This window comes from Roseivirga sp. YIW32 (assembly GCF_057219245.1).
The window spans coordinates 1495369-1511309 of the sequence record NZ_JBXVVG010000001.1 but is presented as its reverse complement, the minus strand read 5'-3'; the positions used below and the strand labels follow the sequence as shown (position 1 = coordinate 1511309).

Below are 15941 nucleotides of genomic sequence, written 5' to 3'. Positions count from 1 at the left end.
ATTTAGAGAAAATAATTGATAAGCGTGCGTATATGGGCGGCCTGCGGTTTATCAAAAAGTTGCTGCAAGAGCTTACCTTAGCCTCGGCAACCGATTGAGGGGTCAGTCGTGTCGCAAGTTTTTGACCGGGTTGATCCTGACTACTTCAATAAATTTCAAGGTCATGGCGGAGAGTACCATGACGCATACGATCAGCAGGCTTGTTAACGTCGCAATGATCAATGAACTGCTTAGGTCGATGCTAAAGACGAAGTCGTTGAGCCAGTCGGAGATAAAATAATAGGTGGCTGGGATCGAGAGCATACAGGAGATGAACAACAACAGCAATTGTTTCCGGCTAATGACCAAAAATAAGGCCTGCGGTTGAGCTCCAAGCACTTTACGAATGCTGAGCTCTTTTCTCCGATGGTTGATCTCGAATGAAACCAGCCCAACAAGACCGAAAATGGCAATAATGATGGCGCTGAAGCCTAAAACAGCGGTTAACGTGGTGTTTTTCTCATCTTTTTGATAAAATCCCTTTACTTTTTCTGATATGAAACGATAACTGAACGGAAAGTTCGGGTAGCTCGAGGCAAAGATTTCCTTGATGTTTTTTAATGTTCGTTCATGGTCAGTATCGTCAAGGCGAATTTGAAAACTAGTTTCTATTGGAGCTGTAAGATCGTTGGCAAAGACATGCTTCGGAAAGATGGCCATTGGCTCCAAATCCTCTCGCAGACTTTGATAATAGAAATTTTCGACTACCCCAATGATAACGTAAACCTGATTTCGAAAGTAAATGGGTTGTCCAACTGCGCTGCCTTTGTAAAAGCGGTTGGCAAATCGCTGGTTCACCAAAACGCTGTTCGTCTCAATGGTGTTTTCTCTGAAGTTTCTTCCTTCAATTAGTGCGATATCGAAGACTTGACAATAGTCTTGCCCTACAAAGCCTGCCGCAAAAGAGGTTTCACTAAGGGTATTGTCTTTGCCCAAGACGGATGCATTGATATGATAAATGCCGATCAGCTCTTCGTTTCTAACTATCGCATCAGTGATCATAGAGACACCCGGTTCTTTGGCCAATTCACTTTTGATCAGTTGTACTTGCTGAGGACTGGAGCTTTCGCCAACCTCGATAGAAATGACCGGTTCTTGCGTAAGGCCTAAGTCAAATGATGAAAGCAAGCTCAATTGAGATTCCATCAAAAACATGGAACTGATGACCATAAAGCCGGCGATAAATTGTATACTGATCATGAGGTTGGTGATCATGTTTCCTTCTCGCTTTCTGTCCTGAATTGAAATGATACTTGCTTTTGAAAAGACCAGGGCAGGATAAAATGAGCTCAAAAGCGTAACCAATAGCATACAATAAATCCAAAGCAGTAGGTTGGGAGTGAGGAAAATAAGGTCGTAGCCAATATTTCTTCCGGTCAGTGATTCTAAGGAAAGGCTTTGGTCTAGTATTAATAACCAAAGAAGGGCGATCACAAAACCAACTGCAACACTGATAAAAGATTCAGTGGTGATCTGGGCAATGAGCTGGCCTCTTGAGGCTCCTAAAAGGCGTCTCATCCCTAGTTCTTTGTTTCGCTGCACTAGAATTGACATGCCCAGGTTGGAATAGTTGATGCATATGATCAATAGTATCACCGCCCCAATGATGCCTGTGGTTTTAATAAAAGCAGCGTTTCCTTTGGGTTGGTCAAAAGAAGAACCTGATGTAAAGTGGGTTTCTTCTAGGGCAAAGAGCTGCGGCTCAAGTCGTTCATTGCTACCCTCGGCAGCAATAAGAGGATAGACATTGTCATCAATGAATGCCTGGATCTTTTGCCTCACCAAGTCGCTATTTTTAGTGGAGAGTTTGATATAACAGTAGGCATCTGGCACCCAAAGGTTCATGTTGAGGGTGTTGAGGTCGTAATCCTCGTATTTTTCCATGGCGGTACCATACGACATGAGCGCATCAAAACGTAAGTGAGAGTTTTTGGGTATGGCCTTGAAAACGGCATTGATTGTAAAGTACTTGTTCTTAACCCACACCGTTTGACCAATGGCTTTGTCTATTTCACCAAACCATTTCATGGCCAGTTCATCTGAAATGATCAAATCCTGCGGATTGTCTAGCGCTTGCTGAGGATTACCTATTAAAAAGTTGAGATGAAATACGGCCAAGCTCTGTTGGTCGGAGTACAGGATCCTCTCTTCACTAAAGAGCCGATTGTTGACTTTGACCGAGAGGTTTTTAGGTCTAGAGAACCGCGCATAGCCGACAACCTCAGGAAACAATTCATTCAAACGCTCGGGCAAGAGTTTTGAAGAGAGCGCCAGTTGGTCTATCGTATTATCTTGAAGAAAGCGCGAGTCGATCCGATAAATTTTCTCCGAGTCTTCCCAATGTTTGTCGTAGCTCAGCTCGAATTGGAGAAGTAAAACGATGACCATCAAAAGTGCAAATCCGACACTAAGTCCAAATATGTTTATGGCAGTGTAAGATTTGTGCTTGTGAAAGACTTTTAGCAAAGCCTTTATGTTAGTCATATTCAATTTATTAGGTGATTTTAACTTGAAAGTTAAGGATTGTTACCTAATAACTTAACGTTTTCTTTGTTTTGTGAAATATTTCTTTCCTCGTGGTTTTCCGAAGGATCTGTTAGCAACGGGGTCATATATTGGCCCTTCACCTAGACTTGCCGGTAGATCGATTTTGCGAATCTCTTTTTCGATCATTTTCTCAATTCTGGAGAATTTCCCTTGGTCTTCTTGGTTGATGAATGTGACGGCTTCGCCTTCTGAAGATGCCCTGGCAGTTCTACCGATGCGATGAATGTAATCTTCCGGATCATTCGGGACATCGTAGTTGATCACCATGTCGATATTGTCGATGTCAATCCCTCTGGAGATCACATCGGTTGCCACTAAGATCTGTAGTTTGCGATGCTTAAAGTCGTTGAGCATTTTTTCTCGCTCGGCTTGTTCCAGATCACTGGATATGCCTGCGGCATTCAACTTATTCTTTTGTAAGGCCTGTGTTAGTTCTCTAACTTTTTGTTTGGTAGAAGCAAAAATCACGAGGCTCGGAATGTCATTGAAGCGCAAGAGGTGCTGCACAAGCTCTACCTTTTGCTTATCATATGCACAGAAGGCTACCTGTACAACTTTCTCTGCCGGTTTCGATATAGAGATGCTTATTTCTTCAGGATCATTCAGGATCTCTTTTGATAGGGTTCGGATCTTCGGCGGCATAGTGGCTGAAAAGAGGAGATTTTGCCTCTTTTTCGGTAAGAAGCTGATGATCTTACTGATGTCCTCATAAAAACCCATATCGAGCATTCTATCGGCCTCGTCCAAGATAAGATGCTGCAACTTATCGAGTTTTACGTAGCCTAGATTCAAATGAGAGATGATCTTTCCTGGTGTTCCTACCACAATGTTGACCCCACTGGATAATGCTTTCTTTTCAGTGCTAAATGCTTCGCCGCTTCCACCCCCGTAAATAGGAATAGAACTGACGCCGGTGAAATAGCTGAATCCTTCTATTTGCTGGTCAATTTGTAAGGCAAGTTCACGAGTAGGGCAAATGATCAACGTATTGATCTCTTCTTCATCAGTTTCTTGTTGGCATATTTTATCCAAGACGGGTAGGAGAAAGGCAGCTGTTTTTCCGGTACCCGTTTGCGCGCAACCGATAATGTCTCTGTTGTTGATGATAATGGGAATAGCCTTTTCCTGGATAGGGGTTGGCTTTTCAAAGCCCATTGCGTCTAGGCTATTCAGTACGTCTTCGTGTAATCCGAGTTCTTTAAATGTCAATTTTGGTGAGTTAATGCTGTATAAAAGCGGAAGTTAGTGCAATTGTGATAATTCATGAGCTTCGGTTGAAGAAATTTAGTTCTTCTTCCAGAAGTGTGGCGCCAATAACATCAGAATGGTGAACAATTCGAGTCGGCCAAGCAACATCAAAAAGGCCAATAGCCATTTTCCGGCAGTTGGCATTCCGGCAAAGTTATCTACAGGTCCTACATCACCAATTCCTGGCCCTACGTTCCCTAAAGAGGTAGCAACGGCACCGAAAGCTGTATCGAAATTGACATTCATGGATGAGAGCAAGGTTACGCCCACAAGAAAAACGAGGATGTAGATCATAATGAAGGCGAGCACATTGAAAACGATGTTCTGCTCAATGGCCTTCCCACTGATTCGGACTGGCATTATGGCCGAAGGGTGCAATTGCCTTTTCAATTCAAGAAAGGAATTCTTGAACAGCACAATGTGCCTGATCACTTTTACTCCTCCCGCAGTCGAACCGGCTGATCCCCCGACGAACAACAGGATGAAGAACAAAACGGAAAGGAAAGATGCCCATTGGGTGTAATCTGCAGACACAAAACCCGTCGTAGTAATGATTGAGACTACCTGAAATAGCGCATCGCGGAAAGATTTTTCAACACCAAAATCTTTGACCGTCAGTAAAGCAATCGTGACGATCAGTGTGATGGCAATGGTGAATAAGGTGTAAACGACAAATTCTTCATTTTTTGCGATACGCTTGAATTGCCTTTTCAGCCCGAAATAAGTGAGCGTAAAGCTTGTTCCTGCTAAGAACATGAAAAGCACGATGATGTACTGGATCAGAGGTGAAAAGCCGGCGATGCTATCATTTTTGGTAGAAAAGCCTCCTGTCGCCATGGTCGTTAAGGCATGATTGGCAGCGTCGTAAACCGACATACCCGCGAAGTAAAGGAGTATTGCTTCTAATATGGTGAGCCCAACGTAAAGGATCCAAAGTCTTTTGGCCGTTTCTTGTATTCTTGGTTGAAGTTTGTCCGGACTAATACCTGGAGCTTCAGCAACAAACAACTGCATGCCCCCAATGCCCAAAAAGGGAAGTATGGCCACGGCGAGTACGATGATACCCATTCCGCCGATCCATTGGGTCAGACTTCTCCAAAGCAAAATGCCTTTAGGGGAGGCTTCTATGTCATTTAAAATCGAAGCCCCCGTCGTGGTATAACCCGAAACTGTTTCGAAAAAAGCATCCGTGAAGTTTGGAATGGTGCCACTGAATAGATAGGGCAGTGCGCCAAACAAGGACATGATGATCCACCCGAGAGAAACCACTAAATAACCGTCTTTCTTTTTGAGCTCGCGATTGTCGTTTTTGCGTGTGCTCCAACGCATGGCAAAGCCACTCGCTGCAGTGATTACAGCGGCTAATGCAATGGCCAACCCGTCTCCTTCATTGTGGTAGATCGCCACCGGAAGGCATAGTACCATAAAGATGGCATTGATCAATAATAACAAGCCCAGGATCTGGGCGATAACGGGTAGGTTGAATTTCATACTAGATGAAGTAGTCTTCTACTTTATGGATACACTCTTTTTTAGAGAGCACTACTACGCGATCCTTGGGTAAAAAACGGAAATTACCTGGTGTTGTCAAGCCGTGACCGTCTCGAATGACACCTCCAATGATGGCAGACTTTGGGAATTCCAAATTCCGGAGCTGATGCTTGGTGATCTTAGATTCTTCTTGCACCTCAAACTCAAGAATTTCAGCATCGACACCATGGATACTCGTAATGGAGTGAATTTCTCCCTGACGGATATGCCGGAAAATAAAGTTGGCAGCAATGAGCTTTTTGTTGATCATCGTGTCTACACCAATACTCTGAGAAAGGTGGATGTAATCCATGTTCTCGACCATGGCTATGGTCTTTTTGACCCCATTCTTTTTAGCTACCAAACTCGTGATAATATTGGTCTCAGAATCACCGGTGACGGCAATGAATGCATCCATGTCGCCAATGTTCTCTTCTTGCAACAACTCAAAGCTTCGTCCATCCCCGTTGATCACCATGGCATCTGGCAAGGCATCTGCGAGCTCAAAGCATTTTTGCGCATCTCGCTCAATAATTTTGACATTGTACCGTGCACTCAACAGTTTGGCCGCATGGAAACCAACTCGAGACCCACCCAAGATCATGATACTCTTAACACCTTCTTTCTTCTTACCACTCAAGAAAAGAAGCTTTTCTACACCATCTTGTTGGGCGATAAAATAGGCATGATCATGTTCTTCAAAGGTGGTTTCTCCGTACGGAATGATGGTCTCATTCTCGCGCAGGATGGCCACTGTCATGAAGGTTTGATCAGGGTTTAATTTGGCGACATCGAGCATGGTTTTGCCTTTCAAGGGGCTTTTTTCGTCAATGTGTACACCAATCAATTGCAACAGGCCTTTTTGGAATTCAAAACTATCCGTTAGCGCGACTTCCTTTAGCAAGCGCTTGATCTCCTTCGCGGCAAGCGATTCTGGAGAAATGATGTCGTCTATTCCTAAATGCTTGAGGTTGAGTTTATCTTTTTTGTATAAGAATTCTGTATTGGAAATTCGAGCGATCGTTCGTTTTGCACCAAGATGCTTGGCAATGATGGCTGTCGCAATATTGGCATCTTCAGAGCTGGTGACTGCAATCAAGAGGTCGGCCTCAGACACACCGGCTTCTTCCAATACGGCGTAAGAGGTAGCGTTTCCGCGAATGGTAGAGGCATCTACTTGATTTGCGGCTTGTTTCAGTTTATCTGCCGCGCGGTCGATCAATACAATGTCTTGCCCTTCTGCAGATAATAATTTGGCCAAATGGTACCCTACATTTCCTACCCCTGCAATGATGACTCTCATATGGTCCTTTTACTTAGTGCGGCAAATTTAAAGAAAAACCTTTCGGAATACATACTTTTCATTCTTATGCATTGGAAACGTTTACGTTGCCTTTTCGTTGCCTGGAAGGCCAGAACGGATGTGTAAATCGCGTTGTGGGAACGGAATTTCAATATTGTGTTCTTTGAACTTCTCAAAGATGGCATAATAAAGCTGACTTTTTAAAATGATCGGTTTGTTGATGTAAGTACTGGTCCAGACCATCAGATCGAAGTTCAAAGAACTGTCTCCATATTCTGTGAATAATACATCTGGTTTTGGCCTTTTCAAGACATCAGGATTGGCTTCGGCTACTTCAAGCAGCAGTTCTTTGATCTGCGCAGGGTCTTCATTGTAGGAGACACCTACCGGTACGTGATACCGGATGCTTCTGTCGTTATGACTCCAATTGATGACACGTTGATTGATGAACTCGGAATTAGGTACGATGATGGAAATATTGTCATTTGTATTGACCGTTGTCGCCCTGGCAGAGACCTTTGTTACATCACCCTGGACACTTCCAACCTCAATTCGATCACCTATTTTAATGGGTCTTTCAAATAAAATGATCAATCCTGAGATGAAGTTATTGGCGATGTTTTGTAAACCAAAACCAATACCAACACCTAAGGCACCTGCCAGCACATTTAGGGAACCTAGATTGATACCAACATTTTGAATGATAATAAAGGCGCCAATGATGATGACAACATACTGAATGATGGTGCCAATGGATTGGCTTACACCGATGTCATTAGAGTACTTAGAAAGTACCTGCTTTACGAAAATGCTCTTGAGCTTTCCTGTGAAATAGACCAGGAGGGTAAATAAGAAAACAAACCGCACCAGATCAAAAAGCCTTACCTGGTTCTCATCTTTACCGAAAATTGTCCTATTCCAATTCGAGCTACTGTCTATTCCAATGCTGGCGAGTAGAAGCGTTACCCCAATGATCAGAATGGTGTATTTGGTTGTATTACCGATAGACAGAATAGTTTTCCGGTCTTCTATCCGGTTATTCAAAATTTTATTGATCAGAATTGATCTGCACAGATTTCCAAAAAGATTGAGAAGGATTAAATAGACAATCGGAATGATGATGTGCGTTGCAGTAATATTCTCTCCCAGAAGCGAGAACTCTTCACCCAAAACCGGCACGTTCGAGTTGATAAAGTTGATCAGCTGTTCCAGTGCAGCAATTGGTGGGTCACCGGCATTTTCTTGAATCATGCTTGAATATAAAAACTTTATCAGACTAGGGGAGCAAAAGAGATGAATCTCCGTAGGAAAGAAAACGATAATCGTTCTTTAGCGCATGGTCATACACTTTTTTCCAATCGCCTTTGAGAAAGGAATTGATCAGCATCAATAAAGTACTTTCAGGTTGATGAAAATTGGTGATCAGTCCATCACATACTTTAAAAGGATAGTCACCCATGATGAAGATCTCTGTTTCACCATGCAGTGTCGTGAGTTGCTGACTCTCCATGAATTGGTCAATGGCCTCAAAGGCCTGGTTGCGTGAGGGGAGTTCACCTTCTTGATAGATTTCGAGTTTTTCAATTCGGAAGTTGGTATTTCCATCCAGCAATCTTACCCCAAACCAATACAGACTTTCGAGCGTACGCATTGAGGTTGTTCCCACGGCGATCACTTTTTTGCTCGACAATACATGTTGTATGGCCTCTCTAGAAACGACCATTTGTTCGGCATGCATCGGATGATCTTTTGGGTTTGCTACCTTAAGGGGTTGAAAGGTCCCAGCACTGACATGTAATGTCAAAAAGCACTGGTCAATTCCTTTTTTTGACAGTCGATCCAATACCTCGTTCGTAAAATGCAGGCCTGCAGTTGGCGCTGCCACCGCACCTTTGTGTTGGGAGTAAACGGTTTGATACCTTTCCTTGTCTTCTGATTCAGATTCCCTGTTCAAATAGGGTGGGAGAGGCACTTTTCCGGCAAGCTCAACAAGTTCTGCAAAACTCAGATCGGAGCGATTCCATTCAAAAGAGATGGCTACTTTTTCCCTATCGACAATTCGTGCCTTGACCTCCACTTGCTCGTTTCCCTTCTGTAATTGAAGCAATAAGGTCTGATCGTTTTTCCATTTTTTATAGTTCCCAACCATGCATTGCCATACCACTTTTTCCGTGGCTTCCATGGCTTGACTAACCACAGGGCTAGGAGAAATCGGTTCTAACAAGAAGACCTCAATGAGGGCGCCAGTTTCCTTGGTAAAGAATAATCTGGCTGGAATTACCTTTGTGTCATTGAAAAAGAGGGTACAATTGGCATCTAAAAGATCTGGCAATTCATGGAACCGATGATCAGAAAGGCTTCCCGATTGATAGTGCAATAACTTGCTTTCATCGCGCTTCGCCAATGGGTATTTCGCGATTCGTTCTTCCGGTAACAGGTAACTTAAGATCTTTGGTGCTTCCATCCTCGGTCATTTTGGATACAAAAAAAATGAATTCTTGCTAATAAGTTATTCGGAAGTAAGAATTGTTGTGCACACAGTCAGGTTAATGGTAAACGTGACTTTTAGTGGATGATCAGAAAACCACTTTTTGTGTTTTTTTAGAAGAGCTGGAGAATGGCTCTAATCTCTACTTGTAGGTGAACATGTAATAGTCTAGCTATGTCAACTTTAGTAGGGATGTAAGTGGGCATTAGTGTGCTTTGTCAGTACGCACATCAGGTGCAAATAATGTCATGCCCGCATGGTACAGGGCAGGGATAGATAAAATGGCGATTCCTGCAAGGGGGTGGTCAAGAAATACCGGAATACCAATGAACAAAGCAATGATGCCTAAGATCACAGTGATGGTCTGTTTTGTTACTTTGTCTAATCCGTTACTTGAGCGATCCATATCAGTTCTTTGGGAGTAAATACCAATGAAGTAGGGGAACACCCTACCTGCTTAGTGTATATTTTCTTTTTGAACCCAAGGCATGAGTCTTTATTTCTCTTGTTTGAGCCCTGAAAAAGCTGTTTTTTAGGTCAATTGTCTTCTCGGCTGATCAACATAAATTTTACCTCATGGCCTTGTCGCATTTGCGCCAAAAGGTCAAGGTCTTCTCTGATCACATGAGCAATCCTAGGGTATCCACCGGTTGTTTGAGCATCTGCCATTAGGATGATGGGCGTGCCATCATTGCTAATTTGAATGGTGCCGGGTATTGTGCCTGTGGACAGTTCTTCCACATGCTTCTTGAAATGAGTGAGTTGTTCATTTAGGCGATAGCCCATTCGGTTGCTATCTCCTGAAATTGAAAAAACGGTTTCATAGAACTCTTGAATAACGGGGAGCTCAAATGTTTCGAAGTCAGGTCCCGTAGTGGTTCGTATGATCGCGCACTCTGAATGTATCGGATGCTGAGCTCTTTTGATCTGTCTTTTCTCTATGGGTGTGCTGGTTTTGAAAGAAACTGTTCTCCCATTCTTGAAATGACTTTCAAGGCCAAAACTTTCCATGTAAACGCTGACCGCGCTATGGCTTCCCAGCCATTTTTCTTCAAGCAGATGGCCGCCGATGGCCAAATACGCCCTGCATCCGTAAAGGGCACCCTCCAAGTGAATGAAATCTCCGTCCTCCACGCACAGGGTTTTATAAAAAGGCAAGGAATGCCCATTAAGAGTTCCTTTAAAATACCCACCTGTAAACGCCAGTTGACCAGAGCCCTCTATTCGAATGTCCGCCCCTTGAAGCGTCATTTCGATAACGGGATTCCCTAAAGCATTGCCTACTAAATAATTCGCATTTCGCATGGCCTCTTGATCCATAGCACCACTTATTGGTATGCCCAGATGCTGAACACCATAACGCCCTTCGTCTTGAATGGAGCTGAAGAGCCCTGCTTTTTCAAAATGAAGCCTTAACTCACCCATGGTCGTATTCCGGTTGGTAAATGTCAGTTTCTATTTTGATGTTGATCAACTGGTACTCATCGGAAGAGATTTCGCGAAACTGTACCTTATCTCCAGGTTTCAATAAATTCGGTGGATCGCGTTTCGGATTGAATAAATGGAGTGGGGTTCGTCCAATAAGTTGCCAACCACCGGGTGCTTCGGTTGGGTAAATGCCCGATTGTAAGCCAGCGAGACCAACAGAACCCTGGGGTACTTTTAACCTGGGACTTGCTTTTCGCTCGCAATGGAGTTGCTGGGGTAAATTGCCCAAATAGGGGAAGCCCGCAATGAAGCCCAACATATACACATGAAAAGTGGTGTTTGTGTGGAGTTGTACAATTTCATTGCGACTAAGACCTGTAATGCGTTCAACAAGCTGCATGTCAGGTGCATGAGGCCCTTCATAACAGACTGGAATCGTGAGGTGCTTTGCTTTTTCCTGAGCATAGGAGGTTTTTTGTGCAACCGATCTGATCAGCTCCTCGGCTTTCGCAAAGCTTAGCACGCTTTTGTCAAAAGCTACCGTTAAACTGGCAAAGGCAGGAATTAAATACTGAAACTGGCCTGTCGTCTCTAAGTCATGATAAAGGGCAATAACTTGCTGACTCACCTCAACACTCGCTTCTTTGGCAAGTTGGATGATCAAGGCATTGTCTCCATAGGGCTGAATTTTCATCATATTCTTTCAGATGGAATGACGAATGGCTTGCACCAACTGTAGCGCTGCAGGATTATCGCCATGGATGCAAAAACTCGCTGCTTTCATGGGTACTTTTTCCCCGTTATAGGATAGCACCACTTGGTTGTTCAGAATAGAAAGAACCTGTTGTGTGGCTTTTTCAGGGTCATCATAAACAGCACCCATTAATTTTCTTGATCGTAATCGACCATTATCCTCATAGGCACGATCGGCAAAGGCTTCAGCGATGAATTCGGTTCCGGCCTCTTGGACCACATGCTCTACCGCGCTTTGCGCTAATCCCATGATCTTTAAAGTGGAATCTACCTGTAAAACGGCCTCTACGACAGTTCTGGCTATGTCCACATCTTCAGCCATTTGATTGTAAAGTGCACCGTGGGGTTTCACATAGGTCACTTTTCCACCTCGCGCTGCGGTCATGCCTACTAATGCGGATACTTGATATCGTATGTAGGCAGCCACTTCCTCGTAAGTCATTGGGAGAATTCTTCTGCCAAAACCATGGAGATCAGGATAGCCCGGATGAGCTCCGATGTGAACTTTGTGGGCCAAGGCTAGATCGATCGTTCGCTCCATCTGAATGGGGTCTCCCGCATGTATACCACAGGCAATGTTTGCAGCATTGATGAAGGGCATTAAGGCCTGGTCATTACCCATTTGGTACTGGCCATAGCTTTCTCCCATATCGCAATTGAGTAAAAACGGTTGGTTCATTCAGTGACTTTAAGAAATCAAATTACGGAATTTTATCAGGGCGTAAAACTGTAGGAGGAGAATAGATGATTCAACTAATTGACGTTTAGTCAGGTAAGGGGGAGTTGTTGTTAGCTATAGGTCTTTATTGAGTTGCTCACTATGTTCAAGGCACCATTTGCTGTTTTTTGAACCATTGATAGGCTCTGAAGATCATGGCCTCTTGGTCGAGGCTTGCCTTGAAACCTAATTCTTCTTGGGCTTTGCTCAGATCAAAGTGTTGCCCCAAGGCCAGAACGGCGATTGCCGTTGCTGATAATTTAGGAGGTTCGCCTCTAAAGAGGGTGTATTTGATCTCTCCAATTCTTGAGATGAATTTGGCTAATGGGAGGCGAAGTGTTTTTTCAAGTATTGGTACGTTGGCCAACTCGCACACCTGCTGAACAATGGATTCAACATTGGTATTTACCCCACCAATCAAGTAGCGTTCGCCATACCTGCCCTTTAACAAGGCCTTGAGTAATCCGTCAGCCGCATCGCCCGCATAGATACAATTTCGATCTCCATGGATGTAGGCAGGCAAGGATTGATTAGCTAATTCAACAATTAAGCGCCCTGTCGTAGGTGTTGCATCGTATTCGCCAAAACACATGGTGGGTATCCCTATCACCAGGGGCAGTCCGTTTTTACCAGCCTCTCTTGCCATCTGATCCATCAAACACTTGACTTGCACATAGGCTGCCGCTTCGTCAGGGAATTGCGCATAAGTTAACGATTCATTGGCCAGTCCATTTGCTGCTTTAGGAATGGCAATGGCGGCACCGACATAAAGTGCTTTGGAAATTCCAGATAATCGAATGGCATCTAGAAAAAACTGCATCTGCAGCCTGCTCGTTTTCAATTCTTCGCTGGTGGGTCTTGGTAGCGTCGGATAATAGGCAGCAGCATTGATCACAGCATCTAGCCCGCTGAATGCGTCGATCAGTGATTTGCGATCATTCAGGTCTGCGATTCTTGATTCAATGGATTGTGAAGCAAATACGTCCAGATTAGAAGATTTTCGGTGCAGGATTACTACGTCGTGCTGATGTAATGTTGCCTGTAAAACGAGGTGGTGTCCGATCAATCCGGTAGCTCCTAAGATCCCGATCTTCATGGAGTCGGATCATTCATCAAAGTCATCCTCCTCATCGTCATCCTCCTCATCGTCACCATACTTATCCTCGTATTCTTCCTGAATGTCTGTTTTGAGCGTGCCATCATCATCGTAATCATCGTCATCTTCAATGAGTTGTTGGGCTTCTTCAATAGTCATTCGCACGAGGTAATATTTGTCTTCAGCCTCAAAAGGCAATGCAGATACTTTCTTGCCTTCCATGTTGGTGAATTTAATCAAGTGGTCTTCAAAGCCTAAAGGAAAGGCCAGTTTGATCTGTTCTTGTATGGATACGTCTAATTTCTCAAAATCTTTAATGACACGAGGTTTGGAAGATTGAGCCGTCATAATTCGATGAGTTTTTAAGCTTTTATGTGTACAATATGGGAAATATATGGGATTGAACTAAAGAATTTCAAAAAACTTAGAACCCTTTTCCTTTCAGGTCGATGGTTCCTTCCGGCCACTGGTATGTTTTGGGGTAAATCATCACATAAGGATCCCAAAAGGGATTGGCTGTTGGGTTTTCTTTGTTCAATGAATTAATGATTTGGTTATCAATTCGTTTGCAATTGAGTTTTTCATAGAATTCGGGCACGCCAGTTTGGAAGAGACAAACTCCTGAATTCTCTACAGGAATACGCTGAAAAATGTACTCGACGATTTGAGCACCAATTCCTCTTCCTCTTTGCTCATCTCTTACACAGACAGTGGCCAGTGCTATGCAATGTATAGATCCTTGTGCGCTTTCAATTTGACGGGGGAAGGTTTCAGCGTAGCCGATTAGTACATCTTGCTGACGGAATAAGTAGCATGTTCTGCCAGAACAGCGCTGCTTGAAATCGAGCAGTAGTTCTTCTTCGGTGAACGTAGGAACTTTAGGATCGGGCCAGGTGGCCTTGATAAGTAGTTCAACGTGAAGGATTTCCTCTCTGCTTAATGTTTCCGATGCGCGTTGAACGATCATTACTTGTTTACCTCTTTCGCGAAAATCTTCAAGGCTTGCTGTCGGTCTCTCCGCTCGAGGGCAAGTTCAATGAGCAGATCAATAAGTTCCGAGTACGCAATACCTGAAGCTTCCCACATCTTGGGATACATACTTATCTTGGTAAAACCGGGCATGGTATTCACTTCATTGATCATGAGTTCCTTGTCTTCGGTCATAAAAAAGTCCACTCGTGCAAGACCTTCACAATCGAGTGCTTTGTAGGCTGCCAGTGCCATGTCCCTCAGGGTTGAAGTCATGTCTTCAGACAGCTCAGCGGGAATCATCGTACTTGATGCAGTGGAGTCAACATACTTTGAATCGAAATCGTAAAAATCCGAGTTCATGATGATTTCGCCAGGAATAGAAGCTTTAGGTTTTTCATTACCCAGCACCGCACATTCGAGTTCCCGGCCCACGATCTCTTTCTCAATCAATACCTTTTTGTCCAGCTGCAATCCTTCTGCGAGTTTCTCTTGGTAGCTTTTTTCATCACTAACTTTGAAGACCCCAACGGAGGAACCCATGTTGGCAGGTTTCAAAAATAAGGTGTCTCCCAGGCTTTTTGACGCTTCCTGATAACTAGGTGCGTAGCTAGGAGTCGCTACCAGATAGGGAGCAATGGCAATATTGGCATCGCGCAGAACGCGTTTAGTGAAGTCTTTATCCATACATACTGCCGAGGCCAGAACATCGCAGCCTACAAAGGCAACGTCGAGCATCCGGAAAAGCCCTTGAATGGTACCATCTTCTCCATAAATGCCATGTAGAATAGGGAAAAAAACGTCCACACTCAAAAGGGTCTTGCCCTCTGCATCCTTACACACTCCTTGCTGCCCCTTTTTCTCCAAGTGGATGCGTTGAGCCTTGATCTCGTCATGCAAATTGTCCGATGTCAGTAGCCACCATTGACTATGGAGGTCGATCTTGATTAAGGAGATGTCGTACTTGGATCTGTCGATTTTTTCGACAATGCTTTGCGCCGAAAGCTTGGAGATCTCATGTTCGGTCGAACGACCTCCAAAGACAAGCGCTACACTTAATTTGCTCATGAAAAAAGGTTTTTGGAAGAACGCGAAGCCCTCAATTATTTCATAAAGTAATCGTAAAAAAATCTTGAAAACTAATCATCTTTGTTGGCGCTTATTTGAAATTCTGATTGATAGCTTACTCCCTCGACAATGCACTCGACTGGGTCGATGTACTGTCCGAAAATGACTACGTCGTATTCGACAACTTTTTATCCGATACTCATTATCGAGATTTGAGGAACTATTTTTTAGCGAAGCTAGGAGAGCACGCCTTCGACAAAGCCGGTATTGGGGCCATGATCAATCATACCATCAATCATGATATACGGGGGGATTATGTCTATTGGATTGACCGAAAAGAGCACAGCTCTATTCAAAATTACTTTGATCGAGTAGATCAGCTGATCTATTTTCTAAAGCGCTACTGTTACTTGCCCATTTCAGGCTCTGAATTTCATTTTGCGCATTATCCTGCAGGTTCTTTCTATGAAAAGCATCTTGATCAGTTCAAAGGACGAGGTAATCGCCTGATGTCCATGGTTTTTTATCTAAACGAGGATTGGTGTGAAGATGATGCCGGTGAGCTGAAGTTGTTTTTGCCCAATCAAGAAACAGCGCTCATAGCACCTATTGCCAATCGTTTAATTCTTTTTAAAAGTGATCAGCTACCCCACGAGGTATTGCCCACCAGGGTGAGTCGCTACAGTTTAACCGGTTGGCTATTGAATCAACCAGAGGGATTGGGCTTTTTGTTGGGTTGATCCTTTCCGCAATT

Annotated in this window: 15 protein-coding genes; 1 reads left to right on the top strand and 14 read right to left on the bottom strand. The window is 43.8% G+C overall.

Features of this window, described 5'->3' with window-relative positions; translation table 11 throughout:
* Nucleotides 1–102: 102 nt before the first annotated feature.
* The 14 genes from AC2D6U_RS07280 to AC2D6U_RS07215 all read right to left on the bottom strand — a co-directional run bounded on the left by AC2D6U_RS07280 (nucleotide 103) and on the right by AC2D6U_RS07215 (nucleotide 15187).
* Complete coding sequence (locus AC2D6U_RS07280; RefSeq protein WP_484720295.1) at nucleotides 103–2523, bottom strand: ABC transporter permease; 2421 nt, start codon at nucleotides 2521–2523, stop codon at nucleotides 103–105.
* 54 nt (nucleotides 2524–2577) lie between these two features.
* On the bottom strand, nucleotides 2578–3795 hold the full coding sequence (locus AC2D6U_RS07275; protein ID WP_484720294.1) for a DEAD/DEAH box helicase: 1218 nt from the start codon (nucleotides 3793–3795) through the stop codon (nucleotides 2578–2580).
* A 75-nt stretch (nucleotides 3796–3870) separates the two neighbouring features.
* Entirely contained in the window at nucleotides 3871–5325 is a 1455-nt protein-coding gene (locus tag AC2D6U_RS07270; RefSeq protein ID WP_484720293.1) for a TrkH family potassium uptake protein, read from the bottom strand.
* 1 nt (nucleotide 5326) lies between these two features.
* Complete coding sequence (gene trkA / locus AC2D6U_RS07265; RefSeq protein WP_484720292.1) at nucleotides 5327–6667, bottom strand: Trk system potassium transporter TrkA; 1341 nt, start codon at nucleotides 6665–6667, stop codon at nucleotides 5327–5329.
* Nucleotides 6668–6748: 81 nt separating this feature from the next.
* Nucleotides 6749–7918: a mechanosensitive ion channel family protein gene (locus AC2D6U_RS07260; RefSeq protein ID WP_484720291.1), complete on the bottom strand. Its 1170-nt coding sequence runs from the start codon at nucleotides 7916–7918 to the stop codon at nucleotides 6749–6751.
* Between the two features lie 25 nt (nucleotides 7919–7943).
* A complete protein-coding gene (locus AC2D6U_RS07255; RefSeq protein ID WP_484720290.1) occupies nucleotides 7944–9131 on the bottom strand; it encodes an S-adenosylmethionine:tRNA ribosyltransferase-isomerase in 1188 nt (395 codons plus the stop codon).
* 229 nt (nucleotides 9132–9360) lie between these two features.
* Nucleotides 9361–9561, bottom strand: coding sequence for a hypothetical protein (locus AC2D6U_RS07250; RefSeq protein WP_484720289.1), 201 nt, complete (start codon nucleotides 9559–9561; stop codon nucleotides 9361–9363).
* 131 nt (nucleotides 9562–9692) lie between these two features.
* On the bottom strand, nucleotides 9693–10580 hold the full coding sequence (locus AC2D6U_RS07245) for a 5-oxoprolinase subunit C family protein (protein WP_484720288.1): 888 nt from the start codon (nucleotides 10578–10580) through the stop codon (nucleotides 9693–9695).
* Nucleotides 10573–11280, bottom strand: a complete 708-nt coding sequence (gene pxpB, locus AC2D6U_RS07240; protein WP_484720287.1) for a 5-oxoprolinase subunit PxpB — start codon at nucleotides 11278–11280, stop codon at nucleotides 10573–10575. Before pxpB ends, AC2D6U_RS07245 begins: the two co-directional genes overlap by 8 nt.
* 6 nt (nucleotides 11281–11286) lie before the next feature.
* Nucleotides 11287–12015, bottom strand: coding sequence for a 5-oxoprolinase subunit PxpA (locus tag AC2D6U_RS07235; protein WP_484720286.1), 729 nt, complete (start codon nucleotides 12013–12015; stop codon nucleotides 11287–11289).
* A 145-nt stretch (nucleotides 12016–12160) separates the two neighbouring features.
* Complete coding sequence (locus AC2D6U_RS07230) at nucleotides 12161–13150, bottom strand: NAD-dependent epimerase/dehydratase family protein (protein ID WP_484720285.1); 990 nt, start codon at nucleotides 13148–13150, stop codon at nucleotides 12161–12163.
* 9 nt (nucleotides 13151–13159) lie between these two features.
* Entirely contained in the window at nucleotides 13160–13498 is a 339-nt protein-coding gene (locus tag AC2D6U_RS07225; protein WP_484720284.1) for a hypothetical protein, read from the bottom strand.
* A 76-nt stretch (nucleotides 13499–13574) separates the two neighbouring features.
* On the bottom strand, nucleotides 13575–14117 hold the full coding sequence (locus tag AC2D6U_RS07220) for a GNAT family N-acetyltransferase (RefSeq protein ID WP_484720283.1): 543 nt from the start codon (nucleotides 14115–14117) through the stop codon (nucleotides 13575–13577).
* A complete protein-coding gene (locus tag AC2D6U_RS07215) occupies nucleotides 14117–15187 on the bottom strand; it encodes a D-alanine--D-alanine ligase family protein (protein WP_484720282.1) in 1071 nt (356 codons plus the stop codon). Before AC2D6U_RS07215 ends, AC2D6U_RS07220 begins: the two co-directional genes overlap by 1 nt.
* Nucleotides 15188–15294: 107 nt before the next feature.
* Here AC2D6U_RS07215 and AC2D6U_RS07210 point away from each other — a divergent pair, with 107 nt between their 5' ends.
* Nucleotides 15295–15927 carry a 2OG-Fe(II) oxygenase gene (locus AC2D6U_RS07210; RefSeq protein WP_484720281.1) on the top strand — a complete coding sequence of 211 codons (633 nt, stop codon included), beginning with the start codon at nucleotides 15295–15297 and terminating at the stop codon, nucleotides 15925–15927.
* Nucleotides 15928–15941: the final 14 nt, after the last annotated feature.

Coding starts and splice junctions, on each gene's coding strand:
- AC2D6U_RS07260 (WP_484720291.1), bottom strand. CDS start 7,918: ATGATTCAAGAAAATGCCGGTGACCCACCAATTGCTGCACTGGAACAG.
- AC2D6U_RS07225 (WP_484720284.1), bottom strand. CDS start 13,498: ATGACGGCTCAATCTTCCAAACCTCGTGTCATTAAAGATTTTGAGAAA.
- AC2D6U_RS07220 (WP_484720283.1), bottom strand. CDS start 14,117: ATGATCGTTCAACGCGCATCGGAAACATTAAGCAGAGAGGAAATCCTT.
- AC2D6U_RS07280 (WP_484720295.1), bottom strand. CDS start 2,523: ATGACTAACATAAAGGCTTTGCTAAAAGTCTTTCACAAGCACAAATCT.
- AC2D6U_RS07235 (WP_484720286.1), bottom strand. CDS start 12,015: ATGAACCAACCGTTTTTACTCAATTGCGATATGGGAGAAAGCTATGGC.
- AC2D6U_RS07215 (WP_484720282.1), bottom strand. CDS start 15,187: ATGAGCAAATTAAGTGTAGCGCTTGTCTTTGGAGGTCGTTCGACCGAA.
- AC2D6U_RS07250 (WP_484720289.1), bottom strand. CDS start 9,561: ATGGATCGCTCAAGTAACGGATTAGACAAAGTAACAAAACAGACCATC.
- AC2D6U_RS07245 (WP_484720288.1), bottom strand. CDS start 10,580: ATGGGTGAGTTAAGGCTTCATTTTGAAAAAGCAGGGCTCTTCAGCTCC.
- AC2D6U_RS07255 (WP_484720290.1), bottom strand. CDS start 9,131: ATGGAAGCACCAAAGATCTTAAGTTACCTGTTACCGGAAGAACGAATC.
- AC2D6U_RS07270 (WP_484720293.1), bottom strand. CDS start 5,325: ATGAAATTCAACCTACCCGTTATCGCCCAGATCCTGGGCTTGTTATTA.
- trkA (WP_484720292.1), bottom strand. CDS start 6,667: ATGAGAGTCATCATTGCAGGGGTAGGAAATGTAGGGTACCATTTGGCC.
- pxpB (WP_484720287.1), bottom strand. CDS start 11,280: ATGATGAAAATTCAGCCCTATGGAGACAATGCCTTGATCATCCAACTT.
- AC2D6U_RS07230 (WP_484720285.1), bottom strand. CDS start 13,150: ATGAAGATCGGGATCTTAGGAGCTACCGGATTGATCGGACACCACCTC.